Source organism: Cupriavidus sp. AU9028, assembly GCF_019795295.1.
Lineage (GTDB): Bacteria > Pseudomonadota > Gammaproteobacteria > Burkholderiales > Burkholderiaceae > Cupriavidus.
Map to the genome: position 1 here is coordinate 136,957 of NZ_JAIMCG010000002.1, position 26,538 is coordinate 163,494.

Sequence of the window (26,538 nt, forward strand, 5' to 3'; positions counted from 1 at the left end):
ATACAACCTGCCAGCCTTATTCCATCGGCCGCCCGTCGATCGGGTTGTGCATGCCGATCGCCATCCGGTTCCAGGCATTGATCGCCGCCACGACCCAGGTCAGCTCGACGATCTCCTTCTCGTTGAAATGCTCGCGCAGTGCCTCGAAGGCAGGACCGCGGTCGATATGGTTGTCCGGCAGACGCGTCATCGTCTCGGCCCACTGCAGCGCCGCGCGCTCCCTGGCGGTGAACACGTCACCGGCCTCGCGCCAGGCGGCAACCAGGCTCAGACGCTGCCACGACTCACCCGCCTTGCGCAGGTCGCGTACGTGCATGTCGATGCAGAAGGCGCAGCCGTTGATCTGCGACACGCGGGTCTGCACCAGTTCGATCAGCTTGCCGCCCAGCGACGAGCTGGCCAGCGCCTGGTTGACGCCGGCAAGCGACTTGTATTGGGCCGGGGCAAGGGTAGTCCAGGGAAGACGGGGTGCGCTCATGATGTTGCTCCTTGGTCGTGAATCGATATGGGTTGTAGAGAGTTCAGACGGGATGGCAGCGTGGCCCGCCCGCTTCGGGCAAGCTCGACCGGTCGATGCTGCGCGGCCAGCCTTCACCAGTTGGCGCCCCAGCTGGCGGCTGGTGGACCGGTCGCGACCGGGGCTGCATTCGAGCAGCAGCAGTTCGATCGGTTCATGGCGGGTTCCGGCTGCCCGCGCACAGGCATCGTTCTCGTGGTCGATGGCGACAGTGTCGGCCATCGATGTCACAATCGACAGGCACAGTTTCAGACAAAGCGACTAGGCCATCCGCCGTGCGGCGCGAGGCCAGCGAAGGCACCAGGGAACCACGGACACGACCACGCCATGACGCCACAAGCCGCCGGTACCGAACCGAACGCCGCCACGCCGCTGCATCTGCAGATCTATTCGCGCTACAAGTCGCTGATCGTGCGGGGGCGCATGGCGCCGGGCGAACGGGTGCCATCGCTGCGGGTTCTGGCCGTCGAACTTGGCGTTGCGCGCGGAACGGTGGAGGCCGCCTACGACCGGCTGATCGGCGAAGGCTACCTGGTGGCGAAGGGTCCGGCCGGGACCTTCGTCGCCGACAAGGCGGGCAGCGCCGCCGCGGTGCCGGCGCGTCGCGCCAGGGCCGCGCGTGCAACGCCGGCCGCGCCGCCGGCGCGGCACGATTCGATGGGCTTCTACGAGGATGGCAAGCCGCCGCTGCTGCAGATGGGGCTGCCGGCGCTGGACGCCTTTCCCCGCAAGCTGTGGACGCGGCTGCTGGCCCGGCACGCCCGCACGGCCACCGCATTGACACGGCCGCCTGCCGCCGGGCTGCCGGCGCTGCGCGAGGCATTGGCGGACTATCTGCACCGCTCGCGCGGCATCGAAGCCCATGCACAGCAGATCTTCATTCTGCCGGCCTATACCGCGGCGCTCGGGCTGGTGGCGCAGACGCTGCTGCGGCGCGGCGATAGCTGCTGGATCGAGACGCCGGGCTTTCCCCCCACTTCCCATGTGCTGGCGCAGCTGGGCTACCGGCTGGCCCGCATCCCGCTGGACGAGCAAGGCCTGGACGTCGCCCACGGCCGCGACAGGCATCCCGGCGCCCGCCTGGCCGTCGTTACCCCTTCACACCAGAGCCCGACCGGCATAACGATGAGCCTGGCGCGTCGCAACGCCCTGCTGGACTGGGCGGGCGAACACAACGCCTGGATCATGGAGGACGACTACGACGGCGAGTATCGCTACCGCGGGCACCCGCTGCCCGCGCTCAAGAGCCTGGACCGGGTTGACCGGGTGCTCTACTGCGGCACGCTGAGCAAGGTATTGTTTCCCGGGCTGCGGCTCGCCTATCTGGTGGTGCCGGAAAGCCAGCGGGAAGCGTTCGGCGCGGCCTGCCTGCGCACCCTGCACGGCGGCTGTCCCGAACTGTTCCAGGCGGTGGCGGCCGACTTCATCCGCGAGGGGCATTTCGCCCGCCATATCAAGCGCATGCGGACCCTCTATGCCAGGCGGCGGGCGATGCTGGCCGACGCCCTGGCGCCCTACCTCGGACACGGGTTGTCTCTCGAACTGCGGGATGGGGGGATGCACCTGCTGATCGGCCTGCCCGACCATCTGGACGATGTTGCGCTGGCGCGGCGGGGACGGGAGGCCGGCTATGGCCTGCAGGCCTTGACCGACTGGCGTGACGGCGAGCCCGGGCGACGCGGGTTGATGGTCAGCTTCACCAACGTCGCGACGCCGGTGCAGGCGCGCGAGCTGGTGGCCAATCTGATGGCGGCGCTGCAATTGCCGGCTGCCGCGCCGCCGGGAAAAACGACCGGCCCGGGCCGGCGGGCCCCGGCTTAGAGGATGTCGTCCAGCAGGTCCGGGCCGAACACCTCGCGGTGGATGCGATGCGCGGCAACCCCGTGGCCTTCCAGCGCGGCGCGCTGCACCTGCATGAACGGCAGCGGCCCGCACAGGTAGAAGTCGCAGTCGGTACCGACCTCGGCCAGCACCCGCTCCACGGCCATCCGGCCTGGCAGCGCCTTGCCGCCGGCGATGGTGGCCGGCTCCCCGGATTCGAGGAAGTAGTGCGTGGAGAGCTTCGGCAGCTTCGCCACCGCCGCCACCACGTCCTCGATGTGCGCCACCTGCGATCGCTCGCGCGCGGCATGGGCGAACACCACCCGGCGGTTCGGGTTGCGCTGCGCCAGCGTATTCAGTGCCGAGATCATCGGCGTAATCCCCACCCCCGCGGACAACAGCGCGACCGGTGTATCGCCCTCGATCGACGGCGCGAAGTCGCCATAGGGCTGGCTCACCATCAGCACCGTCCCCTCGTCGGCGTTGCGGTGCAACCAGTTCGACACCGTGCCGACCGGCCGCTCGGCGTCGCCACGCTCGACCTTGACCGAAATGCGCCAGGTATTGCCATTCGGCGCGTCCGACAGGCTGTACTGCCGCTGCTGGAACTTGCCGGGCGACAGCTCCACCACCACCGAGACGTACTGCCCCGGGGCAAAATCGACCAGCTTGCCGTCGCCCACCGGCGCCAGCGTGAAGGACACGATATCGTCCGACTGCTGCTTGCGCTGGACCACACGCACCGGAACGCGATGGTCCGGTCCGCCATTCGTGCTCTGGTACAGGCGCGCCTCCGCGGCGATCAGTTCACCGGCCAGCACCCAGTAGGCCTCGTCCCATGCCGTCATCAGTTCCGGCGTCGCGGCCTCGCCCAGGGTCGTCTTCACCGCACCCAGCAAATGCTTGCCGACGATGGCGTAGTGACTCGGCTTCAGGCCGACCGACACATGCTTGTGCACGATGCGTTCGAGCACCGGGCCCAGCGCCTCGGCGTTGCGATGGTTCGCTGCATAGGCGAAGACCGCCGCCGCCAGCGACTGCTGCTGGGAGCCATTGGCCTGATTGCCCATGTTGAACAGATTCGTCAGCTCCGGCCGCTCCTCGAACATGTTGCGATAGAACAGCTGCGTGATGGCCAGTCCATGTTGCCTGAGGACTGGAACACTGGCATCGATCAGGGGTTTCGAAGCGTCGGACAGCACGGGATTCTCCAAATATGCATTCGCATACATCAAAATAGGCGCAGCAGCGCCACCGGGGACAGGGTCGATGCGCGCCGTTGCTGCGCTGCATCGACCATGGCAGCGATTCTATTAAAGATGCATATCTAGTGCAACATTCCCATGCGGCGCAAGTTGCTTGACGTTGGCAAAGGTGTATGACAGCCGGATGTTAAACTGCGCTGTCCCGCCGCCCACCCCACCGATGCACCGCCTGCCATGAAACTCACCGACTACACCGATTACAGCCTGCGCGTGCTGCTGTACGTCGCGGTGCATCCGGACCGGCTCGTCACGGTGCAGGAGATCGCGGACACGTTCGGCATCCCCAAGAACCACCTGATCAAGATCGTCCAGCATCTCGGCCAGCTGGGGTTCCTGCATACCATGCGGGGTCGATCCGGCGGCATCCGCCTCGGCAAGCCGGCCGCGGACATCGTCATTGGCGACGTGGTGCGCGCGATGGAGCCGGACTTCAAGCTGGTGCAGTGCTTCCGCGATCCGGGCGAGCACGCCGGCTGCCCGATCCAGGGGGTCTGCGCGCTGCAAGGGGTGCTGGGCAACGCCCTGCAGGCGTATTTCAAGGTGCTTGACAGCGCCACGCTTGCCGACGTCGTGCAACAGCCGGCGCTGGCGCGAATGCTGGGGGGCACGGCGCTGGTTCCCGTCGGCGCATTGCGCCCTGCCGCGCGGGCGCGGTCGGTCGCCTGAGACGGCCGGCGGCCGCTCAGCCCCCCTGCGCCCCTTCGCGCTCGATCCGCTCCAGGTAGGCCTCGACGATCCGCGTCAGTGCACCGAGCTTGCCGGTGAAGAAGTGGTTGGCACCGGGCACCACCACCACCGGCAGCTCCTGCGGTCTTGCCCACTCGAAGATCGCCGACAGCGCAACCCGCTCGTCCTGCTCGCCATGCACAACCAGCGCGCTGGCTGCCACCGGCGGGGTCTGGTAGTCGGCGTGGGCGTGCACCTTGCCCCACGGCATGCCGGTCAGGATCAGGTGCGGGCAGGGGGTGCCCTGCTCCTTCAATTGCGCGGCTGCACGCGCCATGACGTAGGCGCCGAAGGAAAATCCGCCGAGCACGAAAGGCAGCGACGGATACTGCTGGCGCAGCGCCTCCAGCACGGTGAGCATGTCGCGCGTTTCGCCATCGCCGTGGTCGTGCTTGCCGGCGGAGGCCCCGACGCCGCGAAAATTGGGCCGCGCCGCCACATAGCCCTTCGACACCAGCACCTTCGCCAACTGCACCGGCACCTTGTGGGTCGCCGTCCCGCCCTGTACCGGATGCGGATGCGCAATCAGCGCGATGCCGCGCGGCTGTCCCTCGGGCCGGTCGACCAGCACCTCGATCTGCCCTGCCTCGCCTTGCACCTGCATCTGCTCCGTGCCGGACGGAATCGTCATGGTTCTCCCTCGGAAAACAAGAAGCCGCGCCGGGCGCGGCGGTTGGACAAGCCGTGATGGTACTGGATCGTCGCCGCTCGAGCCGCGTCGTTGCCCTCTCCCCGGCCCTCTCCTGCAAGCGGGAGAGGGGGAACACCCAGCGCGACGGTCTGCCCCCTCGCCGGCTTGCGGGAGAGGGGGAACACCCAGCGCCCGTGGTGCGCTCCCCTCGCCCGCTTGCGGGAGAGGGGTCGGGGGAGAGGGTAATCAGGCCGAACCGGCCTGCTCCGGCGGGATATCGTCCGTCAGCTTCTCTTCGAGCCGCTGGAACACGCGCGCCGTTGCTCCCTTGGCTTCCAGCGAGAACAGCAGCAGCGAGCGGCCGGTGACCGCATAGACGTCGCCGGACTCGAAGGTCGGCAAGGAATCGCGCACCGGCATATTCGTGTCGATCAGGCAGGTCCACTGGTCGCTGCCCGCGATATCGGGGAGCTTGAATTCGACCACGTCGTGATAGGCATTGAACACCAGCAGCAAGGTGGCGTCCGAGGCAGGACGTCGAATGCCGCTGACGCGGGCGCGCCCGTCGATCACCAGGCCGAAGCAGCGCATCGACGCATCGTCCCAATGGTCGGAGGTCAGCGCATCCCCGGCCGGGCTGAGCCACTTCACATCGGCGACATCGAGCTCCTCGTCGTACTCCCCGGTCAGGAAGCGGCTGCGCCGGAGTACCGGCAGCGTCCTGCGCAAGGTCGTCAGCTTGCGCACGAACTCGATCAGCGCCTTGCCCTCGTCGCCGATGTTCCAGTCCACCCAGCTGATCTCGTTGTCCTGGCAATAGGCGTTGTTGTTGCCGTGTTGGGTGCGGCCAAACTCGTCCCCGGCGACGATCATCGGCGTGCCCTGCGAGAACAGCAGCGTCGCCAGCAGATTGCGCTTCTGCCGTTCGCGCAGCGCGCAGACTTCCGCATCGTCGGTCGGCCCTTCCGCGCCGCAGTTCCAGGAGCGGTTGTCCGAGGTGCCGTCCTGGTTGTCCTCGCCATTGGCCTCGTTGTGCTTCTCGTTGTAGGAGACCAGATCGTGCAGCGTGAAGCCGTCGTGCGCGGTGATGAAGTTGACGCTGGCCCACGGGCGGCGGCCGGCATGGTTGAACATGTCGCCCGAGGCGGTGATGCGGGTCGCCAGATCGGAAGCTACCCCTTCCTCGCCGCGCCAGAAGTCGCGCGCGGTATCACGGAAGCGGTCGTTCCACTCGGCCCAGCCCGGAGGAAAGCCGCCGACCTGGTAGCCGCCCGGCCCGCAATCCCAAGGCTCGGCGATCATCTTCACGCTCGACAGGATCGGGTCCTGCCGGCATGCCTTCAGGAAGCCGCTGTCATAGTCGAAGCCGCCCGGCTCGCGTCCCAGGATGGTGGCCAGGTCGAAGCGGAAGCCGTCGACCTGCATCTCGGTGACCCAGTAGCGCAGACTGTCCATCACCATCTGCAGCACGCGCGGGTGCGACAGGTTCAGGGTGTTGCCGGTGCCGGTATCGTTGATGTAGTAGCGCTTCTGATCGGGCAGCAGCCGGTAGTACGACAGGTTGTCGATGCCGCGGAACGACAGCGTCGCGCCCAGCTCGCTGCCCTCGGCGGTATGGTTGTAGACGACGTCGAGGATTACCTCGAGGCCCGCTTCGTGGAAGCGGTCGATCATCTGCTTGAGCTCCGCCACGGCACCCGGGCCGCGGGCGAAGTAGCGTGGATCCGGGGCGAAGAAGCCGATGGTGTTGTATCCCCAGTAGTTGGTCAGCCCCTTGTCCAGCAGATGGCTGTCATTGAGGAACACGTGGATCGGCAACAGCTCGACCGACGTCACGCCCAGGCTGCGGATATGCTCGATGACCTCGCGCTGGCCCAGCCCCTCGAAGGTGCCGCGCAGCTTCTCGGGCACGGCCGGATGCAGCTTCGTGTAGCCGCGCACATGGGTCTCGTAGAAGATGGTCTGGTCCCAGGGCACCCGAATGCTCAACGGGTGCTCCCAGGTGAAGGTCTGGTCGACCACCTGGCATTTGGGCATGAAGGGCGCGCTGTCTTCGGTATTGAAGGTCAGGTCGTCCTCCCCCAGGTTGTAGCCGAAGACGGCCGGATTCCATTGCAGCTCGCCCACATAGGCCTTGGCGTACGGATCGAGCAGCAGCTTGTTGGGGTTGAATCGATGGCCGTTCTCCGGGTCGTAGGGCCCATGCACCCGATAGCCGTAGACCGCGCCAGGCGCGATGCCCTGCAAGCGCACGTGCCAGACCTCGTCGGTGTATTCCGGCAGGACGATGCGTTCGACCTCCCGCTCGCCTCGCTCGTCGAACAGGCAAAGTTCGACCTTGGTGGCATTCGCGCTGAACAGCGCAAAGTTGACCCCCTCGCCGTCCCAGGTGGCTCCCAGCGGGAACGGCAACCCCTCACTGATCCGGATGGATGACATGTCTTCGGTACTCCGCGTATGAGTTGGCCCGGAACGTTCCGGGCCGAAATCACCAGCAGAGCACGGCGCGTGCCGGGACACCGATCCGGCAATCCGCCGTGTTTCCCCACGCAAGCGCCTTGAAATCAGGCCGATTCCCGGCGGGGATCAGCAGTGCATCCCCTCGCCTCGCCAATCCCGCCGGGCCACATGGAAAAAAGCACCCCTCCTCCTTGTAGTTTCTTCCAGCGAGGAGAGAAGGGCTCCTTCACCATGTATATTTCACACCCACCCGAACGGTGTACTGGTCGTAATCCTGCTTGCCCCAAGCGCCGGCGACATTGGCCCAGCCGCTCCAGCGACGGTCCAGCTGCGCATTGACGCCCAGCTTCACCTCGTAGCGGTTCTCGGGATAGAGGTCGCCAACCGGCACCTGATCGAACCGCACGCTCTCCCCGGCATCCCCGTGCCACCAGTTCAGCGTCAGATAGGGCTGGATCCGCCGGGTTTCACTTTGTACCAGGGTGCGATGCAGCCGCACCCCAAGCCGGGTGAGCACGCCATCCGCATCCGCGCCGGAGACCCGCGTGCCGTTGGCCTCGCTGACGTCGTCGGTGCGGTTGTTCACATAGATCAACTGCGCCTGCGGCTCGACCACCCATTGCCCGCGCACGGGAACCGCATAGCCCATTTCCCCAGAGACTGCATAGCCATGCCCGTCGTACTTCACGGTGGGCAGGCCCTGCCCCTGGACTTCGTTGTCGAACCAGCCGTACTGGAACCAGCCATCCGCATAGGCGCCCAGCCGGCTCTCGTCGTTCTGGTACCAGGTCGCGTAGGCGCCGGCCAGAAAGCCATCCACCTTGCCGCGTGCGCCCGCGCTGTTGCCTTGCGCCGAGGCATCGGAGCGCGAATTGACGTAGCTGCCCATCAGACCGAAGTGCGCGCGATCCGCGCCGCCGAACACGCTCCATTTGGCCAGCTCCGCGCCGCCCTGCAGCAGGAAGGTGTCGGTATCGACATCGAACTGCCCGTTCGCGCTGCGGCTGCTCTCCCAGTTGCCGACCGCGCGCAACCAGCCGGAGCCCAGCTGCGCCACGCCGCCCCCGGCCGGGTTGCGCTGCGACTCGATGAACTGCGGTTCCCCGAGCCTGTCATGCAGGCTGTGCACGAACATCTGCCCGGCGACGCGCTGGTTGGCCAGATAGGCGGCGACTTCCGGACGGAAGAGCGGCCGAGGCGGCTCCGGCGGCGTGGGCGGTTGCGGCTGCGGCGGCTGCGGTGGCTGCGGCTGCGGTGGCTGCGGCTCCGGTGGCTGGGGATCGGGCGGCTGCGGGGGGTCCGGCTCCTGTTGCGAGCGCAGATACCAGGACTGTGGCGAAGACGAATCGGTGCTGCCCCGGAACAGCCGGTATTCGTAGGCGCCGGCGACGACCCGGCCGTCCAGCGCGAAGGCGTCCGGCGTCGTGGTGGCGGTGCCCGCCGCCTCGACCACCCGGATGCCATTCGCCTGGGTCAGGGCCCCGGTGCCGCCCGCGTTGACGATCTGCAGCCGCGTCGATCCGCTCGCCGTACGATTGACGACCAGGCGGTCGGACGGTGCCCCGTCGCCCGCCAGCACCGTGTTCAACCGCACCGTGCCGTTGTTGCCGACGTATTCGTCGACGGTCAGCGTCTTGAAGGCAGCGCCGGCGGGAGCGCCGAACCGTATCTGGCTGTTGTCCACCAGCAGTCGAGTCAGGTTCGAATTGCCAGTCATGTCCCAGTTGGTGCCCCCCAGCAGGCGGACATCGGAGACGCTGCCGGTATCGGTGAGCGCCGCACCGGTCAGCTGCGAGGCGCTGGCCGTCACGGTGCCGAAGCCCACTGCCGCATAGTTGCCGATCGCCACGTTCGCTACCGTCAGCGAACGTCCCTCGTCGGAGGCGTCCGGATTGGCCTGCGGCTCGGGCAAGCCCTCCGGCCGTGGCGAGAGCAGGCGCCTGCGCGCCTGCTCGGAGAAGGCGTCGCCGGCGCCCACGCGCAGCCACAGGACATCGCCCGTGACCTCGCTGTCCGCAAGTTGCACCTGGCCGGATCCTCCGGCGATGGCAATGGCCGGTGCCGTGGTGCTCGACAGGCTGCTGCCGCTATCGAACGTCGCGCTGGTCGCCCCCGGCTCCCCATTCGCCCCTGCAGGAGTGACGCCGTTCAGGAACAGCGCGGAAGCGTCGGTCCCCGTCGCCCGCGCCGTCACGGCCGAGCCGCGGATTTCGCCCGCGGACCACGCCGCCATCGCATGGGCTCCGACCCCGGCGGTGTCGATGGTCGAGCGCTGTGCCGATGCACTGGCGCCCAGGCCATTGGCCGTCAGGCCATGGGCGCCATCGCCAAGGGTCCGGATGGTGGTATCGGCCATCGACAGCGCGCCCCCGTCGAACGCGCTCGCACCGACAGCATCCCGCCCGCCGGTTTCGACGGTCACCCCGCTGGCCGTCAGGCGCGTGCCGCCGTCGCCCGCCCGTATCCCGTGACCGCGCTCGCCCGACGTCGTCACCGAGGCGCCCTCCAGGTCGAGGGTCGCACGGGCACGCGCATAAGCGCCGTACCCGTCGGTGCCCGCCGTGACCACCGTGGAGCCGTTGTTCGCCTCGATCGCCCCGGTATGGATGGCATACAGGCCCGCGGAGCGGTCGCCCCGCGTCTCGATGCTGGAGCCCGAGATCCGCGCGCGGGCGCCCTCGACCGTGGCCACCACGCCGTGCGTATCGCCCCAGATCGCCAGCACGCGGGTCGCATTCGCGGTGATGGTGGCGCCCGGACCGGCAATTCCTGAGGCGAACAGCGCCGTGCCGCGCTCTCCCCGCAGCGTGATGGAGCCACCCTGGATGCGGGCGACGCCGCCGGTTTGCGCCGTGACACCGTGCGCGCGGTCGCTGCGGGCATCGCCCACCTCGACCGCGACGTCGGTCAGCTCGAGCGTGCCGTCCCTGACGAAGGCCGCGCCGCTCAGCCCGCTGGTCGTGACGCTGCCGCCCGTCAGGCTGGCCGAGCCGCGCGAGTTGACGCTGACCCCGTACGCGCCGACATTCGAGGACGTTACGCCGCCGCTGGTCTGCAGCACGGCATCCACCAGGGACACCGTGCTGGCATCGCGCACCGCCAATGCGGAGGCGCCTGCCCCGGCCGTGCGCACCGAGAACCCTGCAGCGGGGGCCGTCAGGGTCGACGACTGTCTGACCAGCATGCCGTGCACGAGACCGGCGCTGGTGCTGACGGCGATGGGGCCGCCGGTGGTGTCCAGGCGTGCAGTGCCGGTGTTGAAGACCTCAATGCCCGAAGTCTCGGTGGATCCGGTCACCACGTTGACCGGACCGATGACGGTCCCGTCGCCCCCAATGAGGATCTGGCTGAAATTGCCCGGTCCGATGGTCTGGCCGAAGGCGGGCTGATAGCCCGAGAACGCCAGCGTGATGGCCGCGGTGCCGATCCACCGCATGGCCGGCTTGCCGGAGGGCTCGAGTTGGTGTGGCAGCGTATCCCGGGCAGCTCTCCCCGGGATCGCAATGGTGCGTTGGGTACGGGCGCGCGCATCCCGCGCGGCATGGCGCCTGGTCATGACGGTTTCCTCCTTGGTTCCCCTGTCGGCCTGCAGCCGTGCCTTGCTGCCGCGTGAATCGACGACGCGCGGACAGGCTTGCCGGTGCTCGGCCATAGCGGAAATCTAGATTCCCTTGGCGCCCATTTGCGACAAAAATTCATCGCCGATTTCCGATTCGGGAGCAATGACCTGCGCAAGGGCAGGATGAGATGCGCCACGGGGCCGCCGCTGTTGCGCGCACGCAAGATCGGCGACGAGAAGCGTGGTCGACAGGGCGCGTTAGAATCGCTGGCAGGAAACGACCAGCGCAACGCAACCTGCCTTCATGTCAGCCATTCGATCTCCCCAGCCGTCCTCGCCGTCCTCGCCTTCCTCCTTCACTGTCATCGGCGGTGGCGTGATCGGCATATCGGTGGCGCTGACACTGCAACGCGAGGGGCACCGCGTCACCGTGCTGGAACAGGCGGGACCGGGCGAAGGCTGCTCGTTCGGCAATGCCGGCTGCGTCAGCACGGCCTCGGTGATTCCGATGGCGATGCCCGGCATGCTGGCCAAGGTACCCGCCTGGCTGAGCGACCCGATGGGTCCACTGACGGTGCGCTGGCGCTATCTGCCCAGGGCGATGCCGTGGCTGATGCGCTGGCTCCTCGCGGCGACGGAAGCGCGCGCGCGCCACACCTCGCGGGCACTGCATGCGCTGCATCAGGAAACCTGGCCGGGGTACCGCGCGCTGCTCGGCCCCGCGCAGTTCGACGATCTGATGCAGGCCGCCGGGCACCTCTACGTCTGGCGCGCGGCCGAACTGGGCGCGGGGGACCGGCTCGCGCAGCAGATGCGCGACGACCTTGGCATCGCCTCGCAGGCCTTGAGCGGCGACCAGGCGCGCGAGCTGGAGCCGGCGCTGAGCCAGGGGATCCGCACCGCCCTGTTGCTGCCCGAGAACGGCCATACCTGCAATCCCGAGCGGCTGGTCAAGACATTGGCGGCCGCCTTCGTGCGCGAGGGCGGCGTGTTGCTGCGGCGCAAGGTGCTCGGCTTCGACATCGGCGCGCAGGGGCCGCGCACGGTCTACACCGATTGCGGCTCCTATCCGGTATCGCGGCTGGCGATCTGCGCCGGCGCCTGGTCAATGCGGGTGGCAAGGGGACTGACCGGGATGGCGGTGCCGCTGGAGACCGAGCGCGGCTATCACGCGATGCTGCGGGCGCCAGGCGTGGCGCCGACGCGGCCGATCATGGATTGCGAGAACAAGTTCATTGCCACCCCGATGGAGCACGGCCTGCGCATTGCCGGGACGGTGGAAATCGGCGGGCTGGACGCGCCCGCGAACTTCCGGCGCGCGGCGTTGCTGGCCGAACAGGGGCGCCAGCTGTTCCCGGGCCTGACCTACGAGGACGCAAGCCACTGGATGGGCTATCGGCCTTCGACGCCGGACGGCTTGCCGGTGATCGACCGGTCCGATCGCTTCTCGAACGTGTTCCTGGCGTTCGGCCACGGACATCTGGGCATCACCGAAGCGCCGGGCACGGCGCGGCTGCTGGCCGACCTGGTCGCGGACCGGGCGCCGTGCATCGACCCGGCGCCGTTTGCCATGACGCGCTTTGCGCGGGGTGGCGGCGCCGCCCAGCGAGGCGTTGCCGCGCCGGACGCGGCGCAAGCCAGCGCGGTGGCGAAGGACGCGCGGCGCAGCGCGGCTTCGTCGCGCTGACGGCCCGCTGACGGCGCGCTGACGCCGCGCAGACAGCGCCAAGACCATACGCCGACGCTGCGCCCACGTTCAGTCGGCGAAGGTGCCGGCCTTGCGCAGCATCGGCTGCCACTTGTCGCTTTCGGCCTTGAGCCAGCTCTGCAGCCCTTCCGGCGTCTGCTTCGCCGGCGGCACGATCTCGGCGCCGAGTTCGTCCAGCTTGCGCACCACCGCCGGGTCCTTCAGCGCGGCCTGCAGGGCCGCCGTCAGCCTGGCGACCACCGGCGCGGGCGTGCCCTTCGGCGCGTAGACGCCATGCCACACCTTCATCTCGAAGCCCTTCAGACCGCCCTCCTGCAGCGTGGGCGCGTCGGGCAACGCGCGGATCCGCTGCGGCGTGGTCACGCCGTACAGCTTCACCTTGTTGCCGGCGATCTGTGGCAGCGTGGCAGTGGTCTGGTCGCACAGCAGGTCGACCTGGCCGCCCAGCAGCGCCGTCATTGCCGGCGCGGTGCCCTGAAAGGGAATGACATTCAGCTTGACCTGCAGCGCCTGTTCGAACAACAGGCCGCATAGCTGCGAGACCGCGCCCAGACCCGCGTTCGCCAGGTTCAGCTTTGCCTCGTTCTTGCGGACATAGTCGATCAGCTCGGCGGTATTGTTCGGCGGCAGGTCTTTCTTGCCCAGCAGGGTCATCGGCACATCGGCGACCTGGCCGATGTACTCGAAATCCTTCAGCGGGGCATAGGAGAGTTTGCGATACAGCGCGGGCGCGGTTGCCATGCCGTTGTGATGGATCAGCAGGGTGTAGCCGTCCGGGTCGGCCCGCGCGACATAGGCGGGGGCGATGGTGCCGCCGGCGCCGGTCTTGTTCTCCACCACCACGCTCTGCCCAAGGTGCTTCGACATGGCGGCACCGAGGCTGCGGGCCACCACATCGGTCGGACCGCCTGCGGAGAACGGCACCACCAGGGCGATCGGCTTGCTCGGGTAGGGGTCCGCAGCACGGGCCTTGCCGGGCGCCACCGCCACGGTCAGTGCCGCGGTCAATGCGACGGCCGCGGCAAGCCCCCGAAGGGCGGGACGAAAGGAATCGGTGCGCGCACGCGCGATGCAGGCTGCGATACAGGCTGGCATAAGCATTGTCTCCACGAGAGTGAACTGCCCCGTTTCATCGGCCTGCGAAGGCCGCACGGGTTTTCGCCAGTGTGCGGCCAGGGGCCGGCCGGCGGCCATCTTCCATTGCTTAACCCCGTGTACGAAACTGACAAACGCGGGTTTTCGAGGAGTGGCGCGGCGCTGGCCGTGCCGCAGCCCGGAGGCGAATACTGTATATTTGTACAGCCTCCCCGCTGTGCGGGTTCTTCGCTGCGCTGCCATGTCTTCCGCCTCTCCCTCGCCTGCTGCCGCTGCCATGCCGCCGCGCTATACCGTCGCGGTGCGGACGCTGTGCGAGTTCAGCGGCCGCAGCGGCGACCTGGACCTGCGCTTCTCGCCTTCGCCCACCGCGCAGGAAGGCATTGCCGGCCATGCCGCCGTGGCGGCACGCCGGGGGCCCGGATATCAGACGGAGGTGGCGCTGACGGCGGACTTCCTGGCGCTGCGCGTGCGGGGCCGGGCCGACGGACTGGACCGGTCCGCCCGCCTGCTCGAAGAGATCAAGACCGTGCGCGGCGACAAGACCGAGGTGCCGGATGCCCAGCAGCGTCTGCACCGCGCGCAGGCCGAGACGTACGGCTGGATGCTGTGCCAGCAGGAGGCCTGGGACAGCATCGAAATCGCGGTGGTCTATTTCGACGTGCTCAGCGGCCGCGAGCGCTCCACCCGGCGCCGCTATGCCGCCGACGAGCTGCGCGAAGCCTTCGAGCAGCACTGCCGGCGCTTCCTGCAGTGGGCCGAACAGGAGATCGCGCATCGTGCGGCACGCGACCATGCCATCACGGCCCTGTCGTTCCCGCATGCCGGCTTCCGCCCCGGACAGCGCGTGCTGGCCGAAGCGGTCTACCGCGCCAACCTGGCAGGCCGGTGCCTGATGGCGCAAGCCCCGACCGGCATCGGCAAGACCGCGGGCACGATGTTTCCCGCCCTCAAGGCCATGCCGGCGCGGCAGATCGACAAGCTGTTCGTGCTGTCCGCCCGCTCCACTGGCCGCGCCCTCGCCGCCGAGGCGATGGACCGCATCGGCGAGGCCGCCGGCAGGTTGCCGCTGCGGGTGCTGGAGATGGTTGCGCGCGAGAAGGTCTGCGAATACCCCGGCCGCGCCTGCCACCCCGACGACTGCCCGCTGGCGCAGGGCTTCCATGACCGTCTTCCGGCCGCGCGCCAGCAGGCGGTGGCGCAGGGCCGGCTCGGCCGCGCCGCGGTGCGCGAGGTCGCGCGTACCCACGGCATCTGCCCCTACTACCTGAGCCAGGAACTGGTGCGCTGGAGCGACGTGGTGATCGCCGATTACCACTACTACTTCGACCGCAGCGCCCTGCTCTACGCGATGACCGCGCACGAGGACTGGCGCGTCAGCGTGCTGGTCGACGAGGCACACCAGCTGGTCGATCGCGGCCGCGCGATGTACACCGCGGCGCTGGAACAGGACACCCTGCGCGCGGTGCGCCGACGCGCACCTGCCGAATTGCGGCGGGCCCTGGACCGCGTGCGGCGGCAGTGGAACGACGCAGTGCGGGACCAGCAGCAGGACTACCAGGCCTTCGACACGGTGCCGCCCGCGCTTGTCGCCGCGCTGGATCAGCTCAGCGCGGCCTTGCTGGAGCGCTTCAGCGAGTCGCCCGCGGAGCTCGATCCTGTCTTGCAGCAGTTCTACTTCGATGTGCTGCAATTTTGCCGGCTCGCCGAACAGCCCGGGCCGCACGCGATGTTCGACATCACGCGAGTACCGCCATCCGACGGCGCCGGCAAGCGCGGCAAGCCGAAGGTCACCACGCGCCTGTGCATGCGCAACGTCTTTCCCGCGCCCTTCCTGCGGCCACGTTTTGCCGCCGCGCATTCGGTGACGCTGTTCTCGGCGACGCTGGGCCCGGCGCACTTCTACGTCGACACGCTGGGGTTGCCGGAGGATGTGGTCTGGTGCGACGTGCCCTCGCCATTCCAGGCGGATCAGCTGCAGGTCCGCATCGCCGACCGGATTCCGACGCGCTATGCGCAGCGCCAGCGCTCGCTGCCGGCGCTGGTCGCGCTGCTGCAGGCGCAATACCGTGCGGCGCCGGGCAACTACCTGGCCTTTTTCAGCAGCCATGCGTACCTGCAGGAGGTGCTCGGCGCCTTTCAGGCGGCGCATCCCGACATTGCCTGCTGGGCACAGTCGCGCGGCATGAGCGAGGCCGATCAGGCCGCCTTCCTCGACGCCTTCCGTCCCGGCGGCTGCGGCATCGGCTTTGCCGTACTGGGCGGCGCGTTCGGCGAGGGCGTGGACCTGCCGGGCGACCGGCTGGTTGGCGCCTTTGTCGCCACGCTCGGGCTGCCGCAGTTCAATGCGGTCAACGAACAGCTGCGCGCGCGGATGCAGCAGGCCTTCGGCGACGGCTATGCCTACACCTATCTCTATCCCGGCCTGCGCAAGGTGGTACAGGCCGCCGGGCGGGTGATCCGCACCACCGAGGACCGCGGTGTGCTGCATCTGATCGACGATCGCTTTGCGCGGCCGGAGGTCCTGGAATTGCTGCCCGACTGGTGGCGCATCGACCGCCCTGCGAGAGTGGAGCCTGCACGCCCCGACTGCGCGCCCAATGCCAAATTGCTTGCGGCGTTGTGAGATGTACCGCCTCGGCATGGGCCGCAAGAGACGTGCGCACAAGGGGGAGCGGATGGTACGGCATTTGCGTCCGACGATGGGTCCTGTCCTCGTATCCGGAGCCATCATGCGACCACAGCGCAAGATCACGATCGTCATCACCGGCGCCTCCAGCGGGATCGGCCGCGCGACAGCCTCCGCCTTTGCCATGCCGGGCGTCCGGCTCGTGCTCGCGGCCCGGGGGCGGGAAGCGCTGGACGTGGTTGCCAGGGAGTGCGAGGCGCGGGGCGCACGGCCGATAGTCGTACCGACGGATGTCACCGACGCCAATCAGGTCCGCCAGCTGGCTCGAGAGGCCGCTGACAGCGGCGACGGGCGCATCGATGTGTGGGTCAACAACGCCGGCGTCGGTGCGATCGGGCTGATCGAGCAGGTTCCGGCCCACGCGCACGAGAAGGTGCTGCAGACCAACCTGCTGGGTTACCTGTACGGCGCACAGTCGGTGCTGCCCTACTTCAAGCAGATGCGGCAGGGGACGCTGATCAACGTGCTGTCGCTCAACGCCTGGGCGCCGGTGGCGTATGCCGCCTCGTACAACGCCAGCAAGTACGGGCTGCGCGGGCTGTCCGAAGCGCTCCGGACCGAGCTGACGGATTGGCCCGGCATCCATGTCTGCGACATCTTTCCCACCGTCATCGATACGCCGGCGTTCCGCCACAGCGCCAATTTCACCGGCAAGCAGGTCCGCCCGCCCAAGCCGCTGTACGACGCGCAGAAGGTCGCGCGGGCCATCGTGCGGGCCGCCGCAAACCCGCGACGGCGCTCCACCACGGTCGGTTGGCCGGCCCGGCTGGCGCGCCTTGGCCACTTCGTCGCCCCGGGGCTGACGCGGCGCTTCGCCTGGACGCTGACGCGCACCTATTTCGGCCAGGCCGACGAGGCCCCAGTCAGCGAAGGGAACCTGCACCAGCCGAGCAAGGGCATGATGACCGTCGATGGGGCGTGGAAGACACAGCCGCCCCGCTCGCATCGCACCGCCGGGCTGGTCGGCCTCGGCCTTGCCACCGTGGCCACGCTTGCCGCGCTCGCGCTGAGCCGCGACACGCGGCTGCGCTAGCCTGCCCGCTGCCCTCTTTCGAACCGCTGGCCATCGCACGCCTACGCCGAGCTCCCCTCTTCCGCCCGCGGGAGTGGGGCCGGGGGAGAGGGCAACGGCGCCCGGCCGGAGCCGCAGCCGGCACCTGATCGCGATTTGCAGGACAATACGCCCTCAGCGCCGGCACAGGCGCGGAATACACAATGCGCAACGACGCGATCTCAATCTGGCTTCTTCCATGGCATTTCCTGACGGCAACCGACACACACCCTCCGCTACCCCCACCCCCTCCTCCACCGAATCCGCTCCAGGCGACAGCCGCCGCATCAGCCGCCGCGCACTGCTGGCGCTGGGCGTCGGCGGCTTCGCCATCGGCACCGGCGAGTTCGTCATCATGGGCCTGCTGCCCGACGCGGCGGCGGACCTTCGCATCTCGATTCCGGAGGCGGGCCACCTGATCAGTGCCTATGCGCTGGGGGTGGTCATCGGCGCGCCGCTGCTGGCGGTGCTCGGCGCGCGCTGGCCGCGGCGCAACCTGCTGATCGCGCTGATGGCGGTGTTCGCCGCCGGCAATGTCGCCAGCGCGCTGGTACCGGGTTACGCCTCGATGCTGGTCGCGCGCCTGCTGACCGGCTTCCCCCACGGCACCTACTTTGGCGTGGCGGCGCTGGTCGCCGCCGGACTGGTGCCGCGCGAGAAACGCGCGCAGGCGGTCGGGCTGGTGATGCTCGGCCTGACCACCGCTACCCTGATCGGGGTACCGATCGCCGCGGCGATCGGCCAGTGGCTGGGCTGGCGCGCGGCGTTCGCGCTGGTGGGCGCCATCGGCGCGGTGACGGTGCTGCTGGTCTGGCGCTGGGTACCGTTCGAAGCGGCGGACATCCATGCCAGCCCCCTGCGGGAACTGTCGGCGCTTGCGCGCAAGCAGGTCTGGCTCACGCTGGGCATCGGCGCAATCGGCTTCGGCGGCATGTTCGCCGTGTTCAGCTATATCAAGCCCACCATGATCGAACTGGCGCATATGCCCGCCGGCGGCATTCCGTTCGTGCTCGCGTTGTTCGGTGTCGGCATGGTCATCGGCAACCTGGCGGGATCGCGGCTGGCCGACAAGGCACTGATGCCGACCATCGGCGGCCTGCTGGTCTGGTCGGCCCTCGTGCTGGGACTGTTCGTGCTGACCGCGCCGCATGTCTGGCTCGCCTCGGCCAATGTGCTGCTGATCGGCACGGTGGTCGCGCTAGGACCGGCGCTGCAGATTCGCCTGATGGACGTAGCGGGCGACGCCCAGACGCTGGCCGCGGCGCTGAACCACTCGGCATTCAATATGGCGAACGCGCTCGGCGCATGGCTCGGCGGTGTCACCATCGCCGCCGGCATGGGCTGGGCCTCGACCGGCTGGGTAGGTCTGCTGCTCGCGCTGGGCGGGCTGGTGGTGTACGGCGCCTCGCTCGCCGTCTCGCCGAAGGCCCGGCGGCAGGCGCTGGCCTGACGACCCGGGGTAGCCCAGCCGCGACGGGTCACTGGCCTCGGCTAACATGGCGCGATTCGACAACGACTCCACCATGAACGACGAGCCACAACCGCACCCCCGCGCCGGCCGGGCGTCCACGCAAGCCGACGCGCCGGCGCCCACGCAGGCGGCCCAGCCCGGCTCCGCCTGGCAGGTCTTCCTCGTATTCCTGCGGCTGGGCCTGACCTCGTTCGGCGGCCCCGTCGCCCATCTGGGCTACTTCCGGGAAGCCTTCGTCGTGCGCCGGCAATGGCTGAGCGATGCCGCCTATGCGGAACTGGTGGCGCTCTGCCAGTTCCTGCCGGGCCCGGCAAGCAGCCAGGTCGGCATGGCGATTGGCCTGTTCCGCGCCGGCGTGCCTGGTGCCTTCGCGGCCTGGACCGGCTTTACGCTTCCCTCCGCGCTTGCGCTGGTCCTGTTTGCGAGCGGGCTGGCGCACTGGGGCGCGGGCGTACCGACCGGCCTGCTCGACGGCCTGAAGATCGCCGCCGTGGCGGTGGTCGCGCAGGCAGTGTGGGGCATGGGCCGTACGCTCTGCCCGGACCGCCTGCGCGCCACGGTTGCGCTCGCCTGCGCATGCCTGACGCTGGCCTTGCCGTCGGTCGCTACCCAGCTCATGCTGCTGGTCGCGGCAGGTTGGCTGGGCCGCAGGTGGATGGCGACAGCCGCGCCCGCAAGCGATGCCCCACTGCCCGTCCCCCTGTCCCGCGGCACGGGCGCCGCGCTGCTGGCGCTGTTCGCGGTGCTGCTGGCCGGCTTGCCGCTACTGGCGGCCGCCTTCCCCTCGTCCTGGTTGACGGTCTTCGACGCCTTCTACCGCAGCGGCGCGCTGGTGTTCGGCGGTGGACACGTCGTGCTGCCACTGCTTCAGGCCGCCGTGGTACCCAGCGGCTGGGTCGCCAACGATGTCTTCGTCGCCGGTTACGGCGCTGCGCAGGCGGTGCCGGGTCCGCTGTTCACCTTCGCTGCCTTCCTTGGCGCCGTCATGCGCAGCACGCCGAATGGATGGGCGGGGGCGTTGCTGTGCCTGGTGGCGATCTTCCTGCCCGGCATGCTGCTGGCGGCCGGCGCGCTGCCTTTCTGGCAACGCCTGCGCCATCACGCCGGCATGCGCGGGGCGCTTGCCGGCGTCAACTGCGCGGTGGTTGGCGTGCTGCTCGCCGCCCTGTACGACCCGGTCTGGACCAGCGCGATCCAGCGGCCACTCGACGCCGCGCTGGCGTTGGGCGCCTTCGCCGCGCTGGCCTGGTGGCGCACGCCGCCATGGCTGGTGGTCGCCGGCACGGCACTCGCCGCAGCGCTGGCCGGGGCGCTGCCGTAGGTCGCCACAGGCGGGCGGCACGGACGGGCACTACTGGCAAGCACCACTGTCGCGCACTACCGCGGGGGCGAGGCCGCCGTGCGGTCTGTCCAGGTTCGAACAACCGGGGATACTTTCGATAGTTGAGGTAGCGGTCCTGATGATGATGGCAGGCCTCGTATGCCACGCGGCGACGAGACGGGCGCTTCGCCAACAGCCACCTGCACCGTGACCGGACCTCGACATGCCACGCCTATCCTCTCGCATCCCGTTCCAGCCACCCGGATCGACCCACCGCTTCACCAGCGCCAGCGCGTTCTTCGCCCGCGCCCGCGCCTTGCGAGCAAGCGAGCATGCGCTACCCTGCCCGATCCGCAATGGTGGCATCTACATCGTCCGCGGACGGCCGGTTCGACTGTCGATCGAATCGGGCCACGGCGCCGGGCACAGCCCGCGGGTGCGGCTGCTGCGTACCGACTGGTCCGCGCTGACCAGACGGCAGCGATGGCTGGCGATATGCCTGAGCCTGGTCGGCCTGGACCTGCGCGCCTGCACGGAAGCCACGCCGGCACAGGCCCGGCGTACCGTCAAGCTGCTCAACGAGAGGGAGCAGGCCGCGGCCCTGCTGGCGAGGGATTGCAGGGCGCGGCAGTCCTGCCATATCGGGACGATACGCAACGGCTCTCGCTCCACCGCTGCAATCGACGACGCGGAGCTGCGGCTCGCTGCGTCGCTCGCGGAGGAATTCGCGCCTCGCCTGTGGGAATGCGCACATGCTGTCGATGCAGCAGAACGATACCTGGCAACGCCGGCCGGGGAAGAGCACCGCAAGAGGATACTTGCCGAGATCGTGGCGCCGGTCCGCCAGCAGCTTCACCTGCGCGTCCAGGGCTTGCGCGCCGAGCACAGCCGTATCACGGTCGGAGCCGTCCTGCAGGCGTTCGAGGCGTCGGAACCGTGGAGCAGGCTGATCGCCGAGGACTGCCACGGCGCCGGCGTGCGGCTGCTCGAGGCACTGAAGCTGAAGGCGCAATGGCGCCGGCAGCCGGACCCTGCTGCGCAGGGAAGCCGACCTGTCGTCGCGGACGTGATCTGTGCACCGCGCGGCAATCCGTTTCCCGTGCTGCGCGACCTGCTGCATGCCGGGCTGCTTCGCTGGACCCCGGACCAGCAGCTGGGGACGGAGGGTGTCAAGGTGAAACGCCGGCTGTCCGACTGGATCGGGGGCGCGGAAAAGGGAGAGCTGCACCCCGATGACCTCGCGCAGGCCTTGCGGGAATGCCTGCAGCCCACGGGACGCAGGCAAAAGGTCATCCTGAACGGTGACATCCTCGCCTGCGACGGGAACGACCCCCTGCCCATGCTGGCAACGCTCGGATTCCTGACCCGGGCGGGCGTCGCCGTGGAGTTCCTGCTGTCCGCCGACGATGCCGCGATCCTCAAGTACTACCTGGAGAACCGGGGCACCCCCGAGACGGGCAAATGGTCCAGTCAGCGTGGCGCGGTCCTTGCCGACGGCAGCACTGCGGTGGTGGCAGGGCTGCACCTGCGGCTGCATGGCGTCGATGGCAGACAGGTCCGCGCGCAGTTTCGCCGAGGGATGGAATCCGTCTATCTGCCCCGTGTCAGCTTGCTGGCGGTGGACAGCAACGCCGAACTGGCCATTACCCAGGGACTTGTCGACGCGGGCCTGTTCCGCAGGCTGTGCGACGAGGCAAATGCCACCCAGGAGCCGACCCTGGAAGACCAGGTCCGCGGCATCAATACGTGGCTGCGGCAATCGGTGCTGCGCGACGACAGGTCGCTGACGGCGGGCTGGCACCGAGGGATCGCGGACGCGTGCGGGAACGCCAACTGGGGGCCTGACCGGAAGCAGCGCACCGAACGGCGCCCGCTGGGGAATCCGGTGTTGCACCCGCGCCTGCATGGGGTGCTGCACCGCGTTCCCTCGTTGCAGGCCAGCGCCGCGGCCAGCGCCGGCACTCCCGCCCAGCATGCGTTGCTCAGCTGGTTTGCCCTTGCGGAGAATCGGCGGGCGCCGGCCGGCCGCAAGCTCGGGCAACTGCTCGCGGGGCTGCATGACGCGCCCGCCAGCTTCCAGCTGCTGGCCGCACGGCTGGTGCTGCGCACCCTGCGTCTTGCCGCGGAGAACGAGCAGGCGCCTTCGCCGGCCGCCGCATCGGCGCTTGCCGCCTGCAGCTGCGATCCCGCCGCCGATCCGTTCGATTCCGCGCGTCTGGAGCGCATCGGCGAGGAACTGGCGAGGTGCTGGTCATCCGTGCTGGTGCCGGGCTCCGTCACACTCGCCCCTACCCTCGCCCCGGCACTGCTCAGGGCCGTCGTCCGCGTTGCACGGGAGAACGACGCGGACAGCGAGCAGGCCGATCTGGACGCATGGCAAAACGTACGCGACCTGCTTCTCGATCTGCGGATGCGCGCCATCATGGAAGTCGGACCGCAACTGGAGCAAGCGCATGCCGGCACCATCGGCCAGGACGCGGAATTCCGGCTGCTGCACCGGATGCTCAGGCCCGTGCGCAGCCACGGCGGCCCGGTGCGGGGGCGGCGATACGATGCACAGCCGATCACGCTGACGCTATATGCCCATGCCGCGCAGTGATGCGCGGAGCGAGCGGTCTGGCATGACCGATGCTTGTTGCATGCCAGGACGCCATTGGTCAGGAGCCCCAGGAATCGTCATGCCGAGCACCGCCTCCCCACCCTCTTCCGACCACCCGGCAACGCTCGACGCGTGCCGCCGTTGCGATTTGTGGCGCAATGCGACGCAGGGCGTGCCGGGGGACGGGCCCGCGTCCGCGCGGATCATGCTGGTCGGGGAGCAGCCCGGCGATCAGGAGGACCTGGCCGGCAAGGCCTTCGTCGGCCCCGCGGGCCGGCTGCTCGACGAGGCCTTCAAGGAAGCCGGGCTGCGCCGGGACAAGGTGTTTCTGACCAACGCGGTCAAGCACTTCAAATGGGAGCCGCGCGGCAAGCGGCGCCTGCACAAGACGCCAGCGCAGCGCGAGATCGAAGCCTGCCACTACTGGCTGGAAGATGAACTGGAACGGGTGGCGCCGCGGATCGTGGTCGCACTGGGTGCGACCGCGCTCAAGGCCGTGCTGGGGGTCAAGGCGGTCGCGCTGACGAAGGTCCTCGGCCAACCGATCGAGCACGAAGGCCGGATCGTGATTGCCACCTGGCACCCCTCCTACGCGCTGCGGGTGCCCGACCCGGAGGCGCGGGAAGCGGCCTTCGGGCAGATCGTCGAGGCCTTGCGCCGGGCCGCCGAATTGAGCCAGGGAGCGAATCGCAACCGCCGCACCCGGGCAGCAGCGCCCGCAGAGCCCGGAGCAACCTGACGGTCAGCCGTGCCCGCCGCGCTCGGACGGCGGCGGCTCGCGGACGTCGTCCGTGAAGGTGTCGGCCCTGAAGGCGTCGTCCCTGAAGGCGTCATCCGCAAGTTCGGGCGCGTCGCGCGTGAGCGGATGGGTCGGCAGACGCTGCTGGATGGCCGCCTTCGCGAGCATATGAGCGCTGACCGGTGCGGTCAGGAACAGGAACGCGGTGAGCAGCAACTCATGCAGGCTGAGCGCGTGCTCGCGGCTGCTGAAGGCGATCACCGACGCCACCACCACGCCGCCGACCCCCAGGGTGGTGGACTTGGTCGGACCATGCAGACGCATGAAGAAGTCCGGCAGCCGGAACAGCCCGATCGCGCCGACCAGCGTGAAAACGCTGCCCAGCAACAGCAGCGCCGATACGATGGCTTCCTGCCAGATGGTCATGATGGCCCCTTTCAGCGCAATTCGATGATGTCGCCGCGCTGCAGGTACTTGGTCAGCGCGACCGTGCCAACGAAGCCCATCACCGCGATCAGCAGCGCGGCTTCGAACACCTCGTCCGAATCCACCCAGATCCCGAACACGACGATCAACGCGATCGCGTTGATGTTCAGCGTATCGAGCGCGACGATGCGGTCGGGCAGCGACGGCCCGTACAGCAGGCGCAGCACCGTCAGCAGGAACGCCAGGCCAAGCAGCGCCAGGCAGACGGGAATCACGGTTGCGAGCATGACAGTATCTCCAGCAGGGGCGCTTCGTAGCGGGACTTGATCCGCGCGATCAGTTCGACGGGGTCCTCGAGGTCGAGCACATGAATCAACAGGCTGCGCCGGTCCTCGCTCAATTCGGCGCAGACCGTGCCGGGACTGAGCGAAACGATGCCGATCAGCGCGGTCAGCGACAGCTCGTGCGCGGGCTCCAGCGGCAGCACCACGAAGCCGGGCCGCAGCCGCGAGGTGCGGCCCAGCACCAGCAGGGCAACGTGGAGATTGGCGACGACGATATCCATGGCGACGTGCCCCGCCAGCCGTAGCGCCAGGCCAGGCCGGCGCACATGGACCGGGGCGAACCACAGGCGCGTGCCCGCGATCTTGCCGCCTCCCCAGGCAAGGAACGCACCGAGCAGCCAGTTGCCGGGCGAGCCGATATCCGTCAGCAGCAGCCACACGATCAGCAGCAGCAGACTGAGCCAGGGGTGCGGTAGCCAGCGATGCATCATGGCCGCTGCTCCCAGGGTTTCTCGGTGACCTCCTGCGGCTTGTATCTCTCCTGGCCGTGCTGCGCGCCGTCGCCCATTCCCTCGGGATGCGGGTCCGCATGGCCGAGAATGGCGCGGGCATAGGACGGCCGGTCCAGCAGCTGCAGCGCCGTCGCGTCGAGATACCGAACCAGCGGCCGCGCGCCCACCACCAGACCCACCACGCTGGCCAGCAGAAGCATCGCGCCGAGCAGCTTGGCGGGGTCGGCGCGCGCCGGTAGCGGCGCATCGTCCGCGTCCGGATCGCTACTGGTCGAACGCGTGGTGCGGCGGGCCTGCGCCGACGCCGCCGCCGGCCCGCGCCACAGCAGCCGGCTGCCGGTACGGCTGACGGCGACGATGGCGGCAAGGCTGGACAGCACGACCGCCGTCCAGAATACCGGCGCGCCGTGCCAGGCGTGACCGGTCGGCGCCGCCTGCATCAGCAGCATCTTGCCGACAAACCCGGACAGCGGCGGCAGCCCCGCCACCGCGATCGCGGCAAGCAGATACAGTACCGCGGTGAGGCGGGAGGCCACTCTTCCCGGCTGCGCCTCGACCGCGTCGGCCAGCAGGAACAACGCGGCGGTCGACAGCGTGGTACTGGCCAGGTAATACAGCAACGCGCTCCACGCGCCCGGCGTCTGCAGCGACATGGCCGCCAGCAGCAGCCCCATCGACACCAGCACCAGGCAGGCGGTCAGCGACTTCATCGTCCTCGCCGCCAGCGTGCCGGCCGAACCATAGACCAGCGTGGCCAGCCCGAGCCACCAGAACCCCTGCTCGAAGAAGCGCGAGAAGTCGGCGCGGCCCGCGTCGAACAGCAGCGCCTGGCTGCGAAGCATCGCGTAGACGCCGACCTTGGTCATCACGGCGAACAGCGCCGCGACGGGGCCCGCCGCCTCTCCATAGGCGCGTGGCAGCCAGAAGCCGAGCGGAAACACCGCTGCCTTCAGGGCGAAGACCAGCATCAGCATCACGGCCGCGGTATTGGCCAGCGGCAGCGACGCCGGCCCCAGCGCCAGCAGCCGCTCGCCCAGGTGCGCCATGTTCAGGGTGCCGGTCAGCCCGTAGAGGATGCCGATGGCGATCAGGAAGAACGACGACCCGACCAGGTTCAGCACCACGTAGTGCAGGCCGGCGCCGACGCGTCCGCGGTCATTGCCGTGCACCAGCAGCGCGTAGGACGCCATCAGCAGGATTTCGAAGAAGACGAACAGGTTGAACAGATCGCCCGCGAGGAAGGCGCCGTTCAAGCCCATCAGCTGGAACTGGAAGATCGCATGGAAATGACGCCCGGCCTGCGCTTCCGGCGTGCGCACGCTGAGCAGCGCCGCGGTGCCGAGCAAGGCCGTCAGGGCCAGCATCAGTGCCGCGAGGCGATCCAGTTGCAGCAGGATGCCGAAAGGCGCAGGCCAGTCGCCCAGGTCATAGGTACGAATGACGCCGTCGTCGGCCAGCACGGCAAGCACCGCCGCCACCGGTATCAGCGCCAGCGTGGCCGCAAGATCGACCAGGCGGGAACGCGCGCGCCAGCGCGACGGCAGCATCGTCAGCGCGGCGCCGCAGAACATCGGCAGCAGGATCGGCAGCAGAACCAGATGATTCATGGTGCCGGCCCGTCCGCGTTGCCGCTGGCGCCCAGCGGCGCCTCGCGCCTGCGCGCC

The 26,538-nt window shown here is 69.0% G+C and carries 19 protein-coding genes; 9 read left to right on the forward strand and 10 right to left on the reverse strand.

Annotated elements, in window-relative coordinates; all coding sequences use genetic code 11:
* Nucleotides 1-16: 16 nt before the first annotated feature.
* A complete protein-coding gene (locus tag K6V06_RS02940; RefSeq protein WP_222240087.1) occupies nt 17-478 on the reverse strand; it encodes a carboxymuconolactone decarboxylase family protein in 462 nt (153 codons plus the stop codon).
* A 366-nt stretch (nt 479-844) separates the two neighbouring features.
* Here K6V06_RS02940 and K6V06_RS02945 point away from each other — a divergent pair, with 366 nt between their 5' ends.
* Nucleotides 845-2,338, forward strand: a complete 1,494-nt coding sequence (locus tag K6V06_RS02945; RefSeq protein WP_222240088.1) for a PLP-dependent aminotransferase family protein — start codon at nt 845-847, stop codon at nt 2,336-2,338.
* On the opposite strand, the gene K6V06_RS02950 is transcribed toward K6V06_RS02945, so the two are convergent.
* Nucleotides 2,335-3,540 (reverse strand): globin domain-containing protein, encoded by a 1,206-nt coding sequence (locus K6V06_RS02950; protein ID WP_222240089.1) that lies wholly within the window; start codon nt 3,538-3,540, stop codon nt 2,335-2,337. The genes K6V06_RS02945 and K6V06_RS02950 overlap by 4 nt on opposite strands.
* 237 nt (nt 3,541-3,777) lie before the next feature.
* Between K6V06_RS02950 and K6V06_RS02955 the strand changes: the two genes are divergently transcribed.
* A complete protein-coding gene (locus tag K6V06_RS02955; RefSeq protein ID WP_222240090.1) occupies nt 3,778-4,269 on the forward strand; it encodes an Rrf2 family transcriptional regulator in 492 nt (163 codons plus the stop codon).
* Between the two features lie 16 nt (nt 4,270-4,285).
* Here K6V06_RS02955 and K6V06_RS02960 read toward each other — a convergent pair whose 3' ends face one another.
* The 3 genes from K6V06_RS02960 to K6V06_RS02970 form a co-directional block, all read right to left on the reverse strand.
* Nucleotides 4,286-4,960: an alpha/beta hydrolase gene (locus K6V06_RS02960; RefSeq protein WP_222240091.1), complete on the reverse strand. Its 675-nt coding sequence runs from the start codon at nt 4,958-4,960 to the stop codon at nt 4,286-4,288.
* Between the two features lie 246 nt (nt 4,961-5,206).
* On the reverse strand, nt 5,207-7,399 hold the full coding sequence (gene glgX / locus K6V06_RS02965; protein WP_222240092.1) for a glycogen debranching protein GlgX: 2,193 nt from the start codon (nt 7,397-7,399) through the stop codon (nt 5,207-5,209).
* A 247-nt stretch (nt 7,400-7,646) separates the two neighbouring features.
* Nucleotides 7,647-10,976, reverse strand: a complete 3,330-nt coding sequence (locus K6V06_RS02970) for an autotransporter outer membrane beta-barrel domain-containing protein (RefSeq protein WP_222240093.1) — start codon at nt 10,974-10,976, stop codon at nt 7,647-7,649.
* 307 nt (nt 10,977-11,283) lie between these two features.
* On the opposite strand from K6V06_RS02970, the gene K6V06_RS02975 reads away from it, so the two are divergent.
* On the forward strand, nt 11,284-12,666 hold the full coding sequence (locus tag K6V06_RS02975; RefSeq protein ID WP_222240094.1) for an FAD-binding oxidoreductase: 1,383 nt from the start codon (nt 11,284-11,286) through the stop codon (nt 12,664-12,666).
* Between the two features lie 69 nt (nt 12,667-12,735).
* Here the strand turns inward: K6V06_RS02975 and K6V06_RS02980 are convergent, their stop codons facing one another.
* Nucleotides 12,736-13,782 (reverse strand): tripartite tricarboxylate transporter substrate-binding protein, encoded by a 1,047-nt coding sequence (locus K6V06_RS02980; RefSeq protein ID WP_255581552.1) that lies wholly within the window; start codon nt 13,780-13,782, stop codon nt 12,736-12,738.
* 241 nt (nt 13,783-14,023) lie between these two features.
* On the opposite strand from K6V06_RS02980, the gene K6V06_RS02985 reads away from it, so the two are divergent.
* The 6 genes from K6V06_RS02985 (at nt 14,024) to K6V06_RS03010 (ending at nt 23,652) form a co-directional block, all read left to right on the forward strand.
* A complete protein-coding gene (locus K6V06_RS02985; RefSeq protein WP_255581553.1) occupies nt 14,024-16,408 on the forward strand; it encodes an ATP-dependent DNA helicase in 2,385 nt (794 codons plus the stop codon).
* Nucleotides 16,409-16,514: 106 nt separating this feature from the next.
* Nucleotides 16,515-17,504: an SDR family oxidoreductase gene (locus tag K6V06_RS02990; protein ID WP_222240095.1), complete on the forward strand. Its 990-nt coding sequence runs from the start codon at nt 16,515-16,517 to the stop codon at nt 17,502-17,504.
* A 217-nt stretch (nt 17,505-17,721) separates the two neighbouring features.
* Nucleotides 17,722-18,972 (forward strand): MFS transporter, encoded by a 1,251-nt coding sequence (locus K6V06_RS02995; RefSeq protein ID WP_222240096.1) that lies wholly within the window; start codon nt 17,722-17,724, stop codon nt 18,970-18,972.
* Nucleotides 18,973-19,045: 73 nt separating this feature from the next.
* Nucleotides 19,046-20,314: a chromate efflux transporter gene (gene chrA / locus K6V06_RS03000; RefSeq protein ID WP_222240097.1), complete on the forward strand. Its 1,269-nt coding sequence runs from the start codon at nt 19,046-19,048 to the stop codon at nt 20,312-20,314.
* A 223-nt stretch (nt 20,315-20,537) separates the two neighbouring features.
* Nucleotides 20,538-22,913: a hypothetical protein gene (locus tag K6V06_RS03005; RefSeq protein ID WP_222240098.1), complete on the forward strand. Its 2,376-nt coding sequence runs from the start codon at nt 20,538-20,540 to the stop codon at nt 22,911-22,913.
* Nucleotides 22,914-22,992: 79 nt separating this feature from the next.
* On the forward strand, nt 22,993-23,652 hold the full coding sequence (locus K6V06_RS03010) for a UdgX family uracil-DNA binding protein (RefSeq protein ID WP_222240099.1): 660 nt from the start codon (nt 22,993-22,995) through the stop codon (nt 23,650-23,652).
* A gap of 3 nt (nt 23,653-23,655) precedes the next feature.
* Here K6V06_RS03010 and K6V06_RS03015 read toward each other — a convergent pair whose 3' ends face one another.
* From K6V06_RS03015 to K6V06_RS03030, 4 genes are read right to left on the reverse strand one after another with little or no spacing between them, the layout of a single operon-like run.
* Nucleotides 23,656-24,078: a Na+/H+ antiporter subunit G gene (locus K6V06_RS03015; protein WP_222240100.1), complete on the reverse strand. Its 423-nt coding sequence runs from the start codon at nt 24,076-24,078 to the stop codon at nt 23,656-23,658.
* An 11-nt stretch (nt 24,079-24,089) separates the two neighbouring features.
* Nucleotides 24,090-24,365 (reverse strand): K+/H+ antiporter subunit F, encoded by a 276-nt coding sequence (locus K6V06_RS03020; protein ID WP_222240101.1) that lies wholly within the window; start codon nt 24,363-24,365, stop codon nt 24,090-24,092.
* Nucleotides 24,350-24,853: a Na+/H+ antiporter subunit E gene (locus tag K6V06_RS03025; RefSeq protein ID WP_222240102.1), complete on the reverse strand. Its 504-nt coding sequence runs from the start codon at nt 24,851-24,853 to the stop codon at nt 24,350-24,352. The genes K6V06_RS03020 and K6V06_RS03025 overlap by 16 nt, the downstream gene beginning before the upstream one ends.
* Nucleotides 24,850-26,481, reverse strand: coding sequence for a monovalent cation/H+ antiporter subunit D (locus K6V06_RS03030; protein ID WP_222240103.1), 1,632 nt, complete (start codon nt 26,479-26,481; stop codon nt 24,850-24,852). The genes K6V06_RS03025 and K6V06_RS03030 overlap by 4 nt, the downstream gene beginning before the upstream one ends.
* Nucleotides 26,482-26,538: the final 57 nt, after the last annotated feature.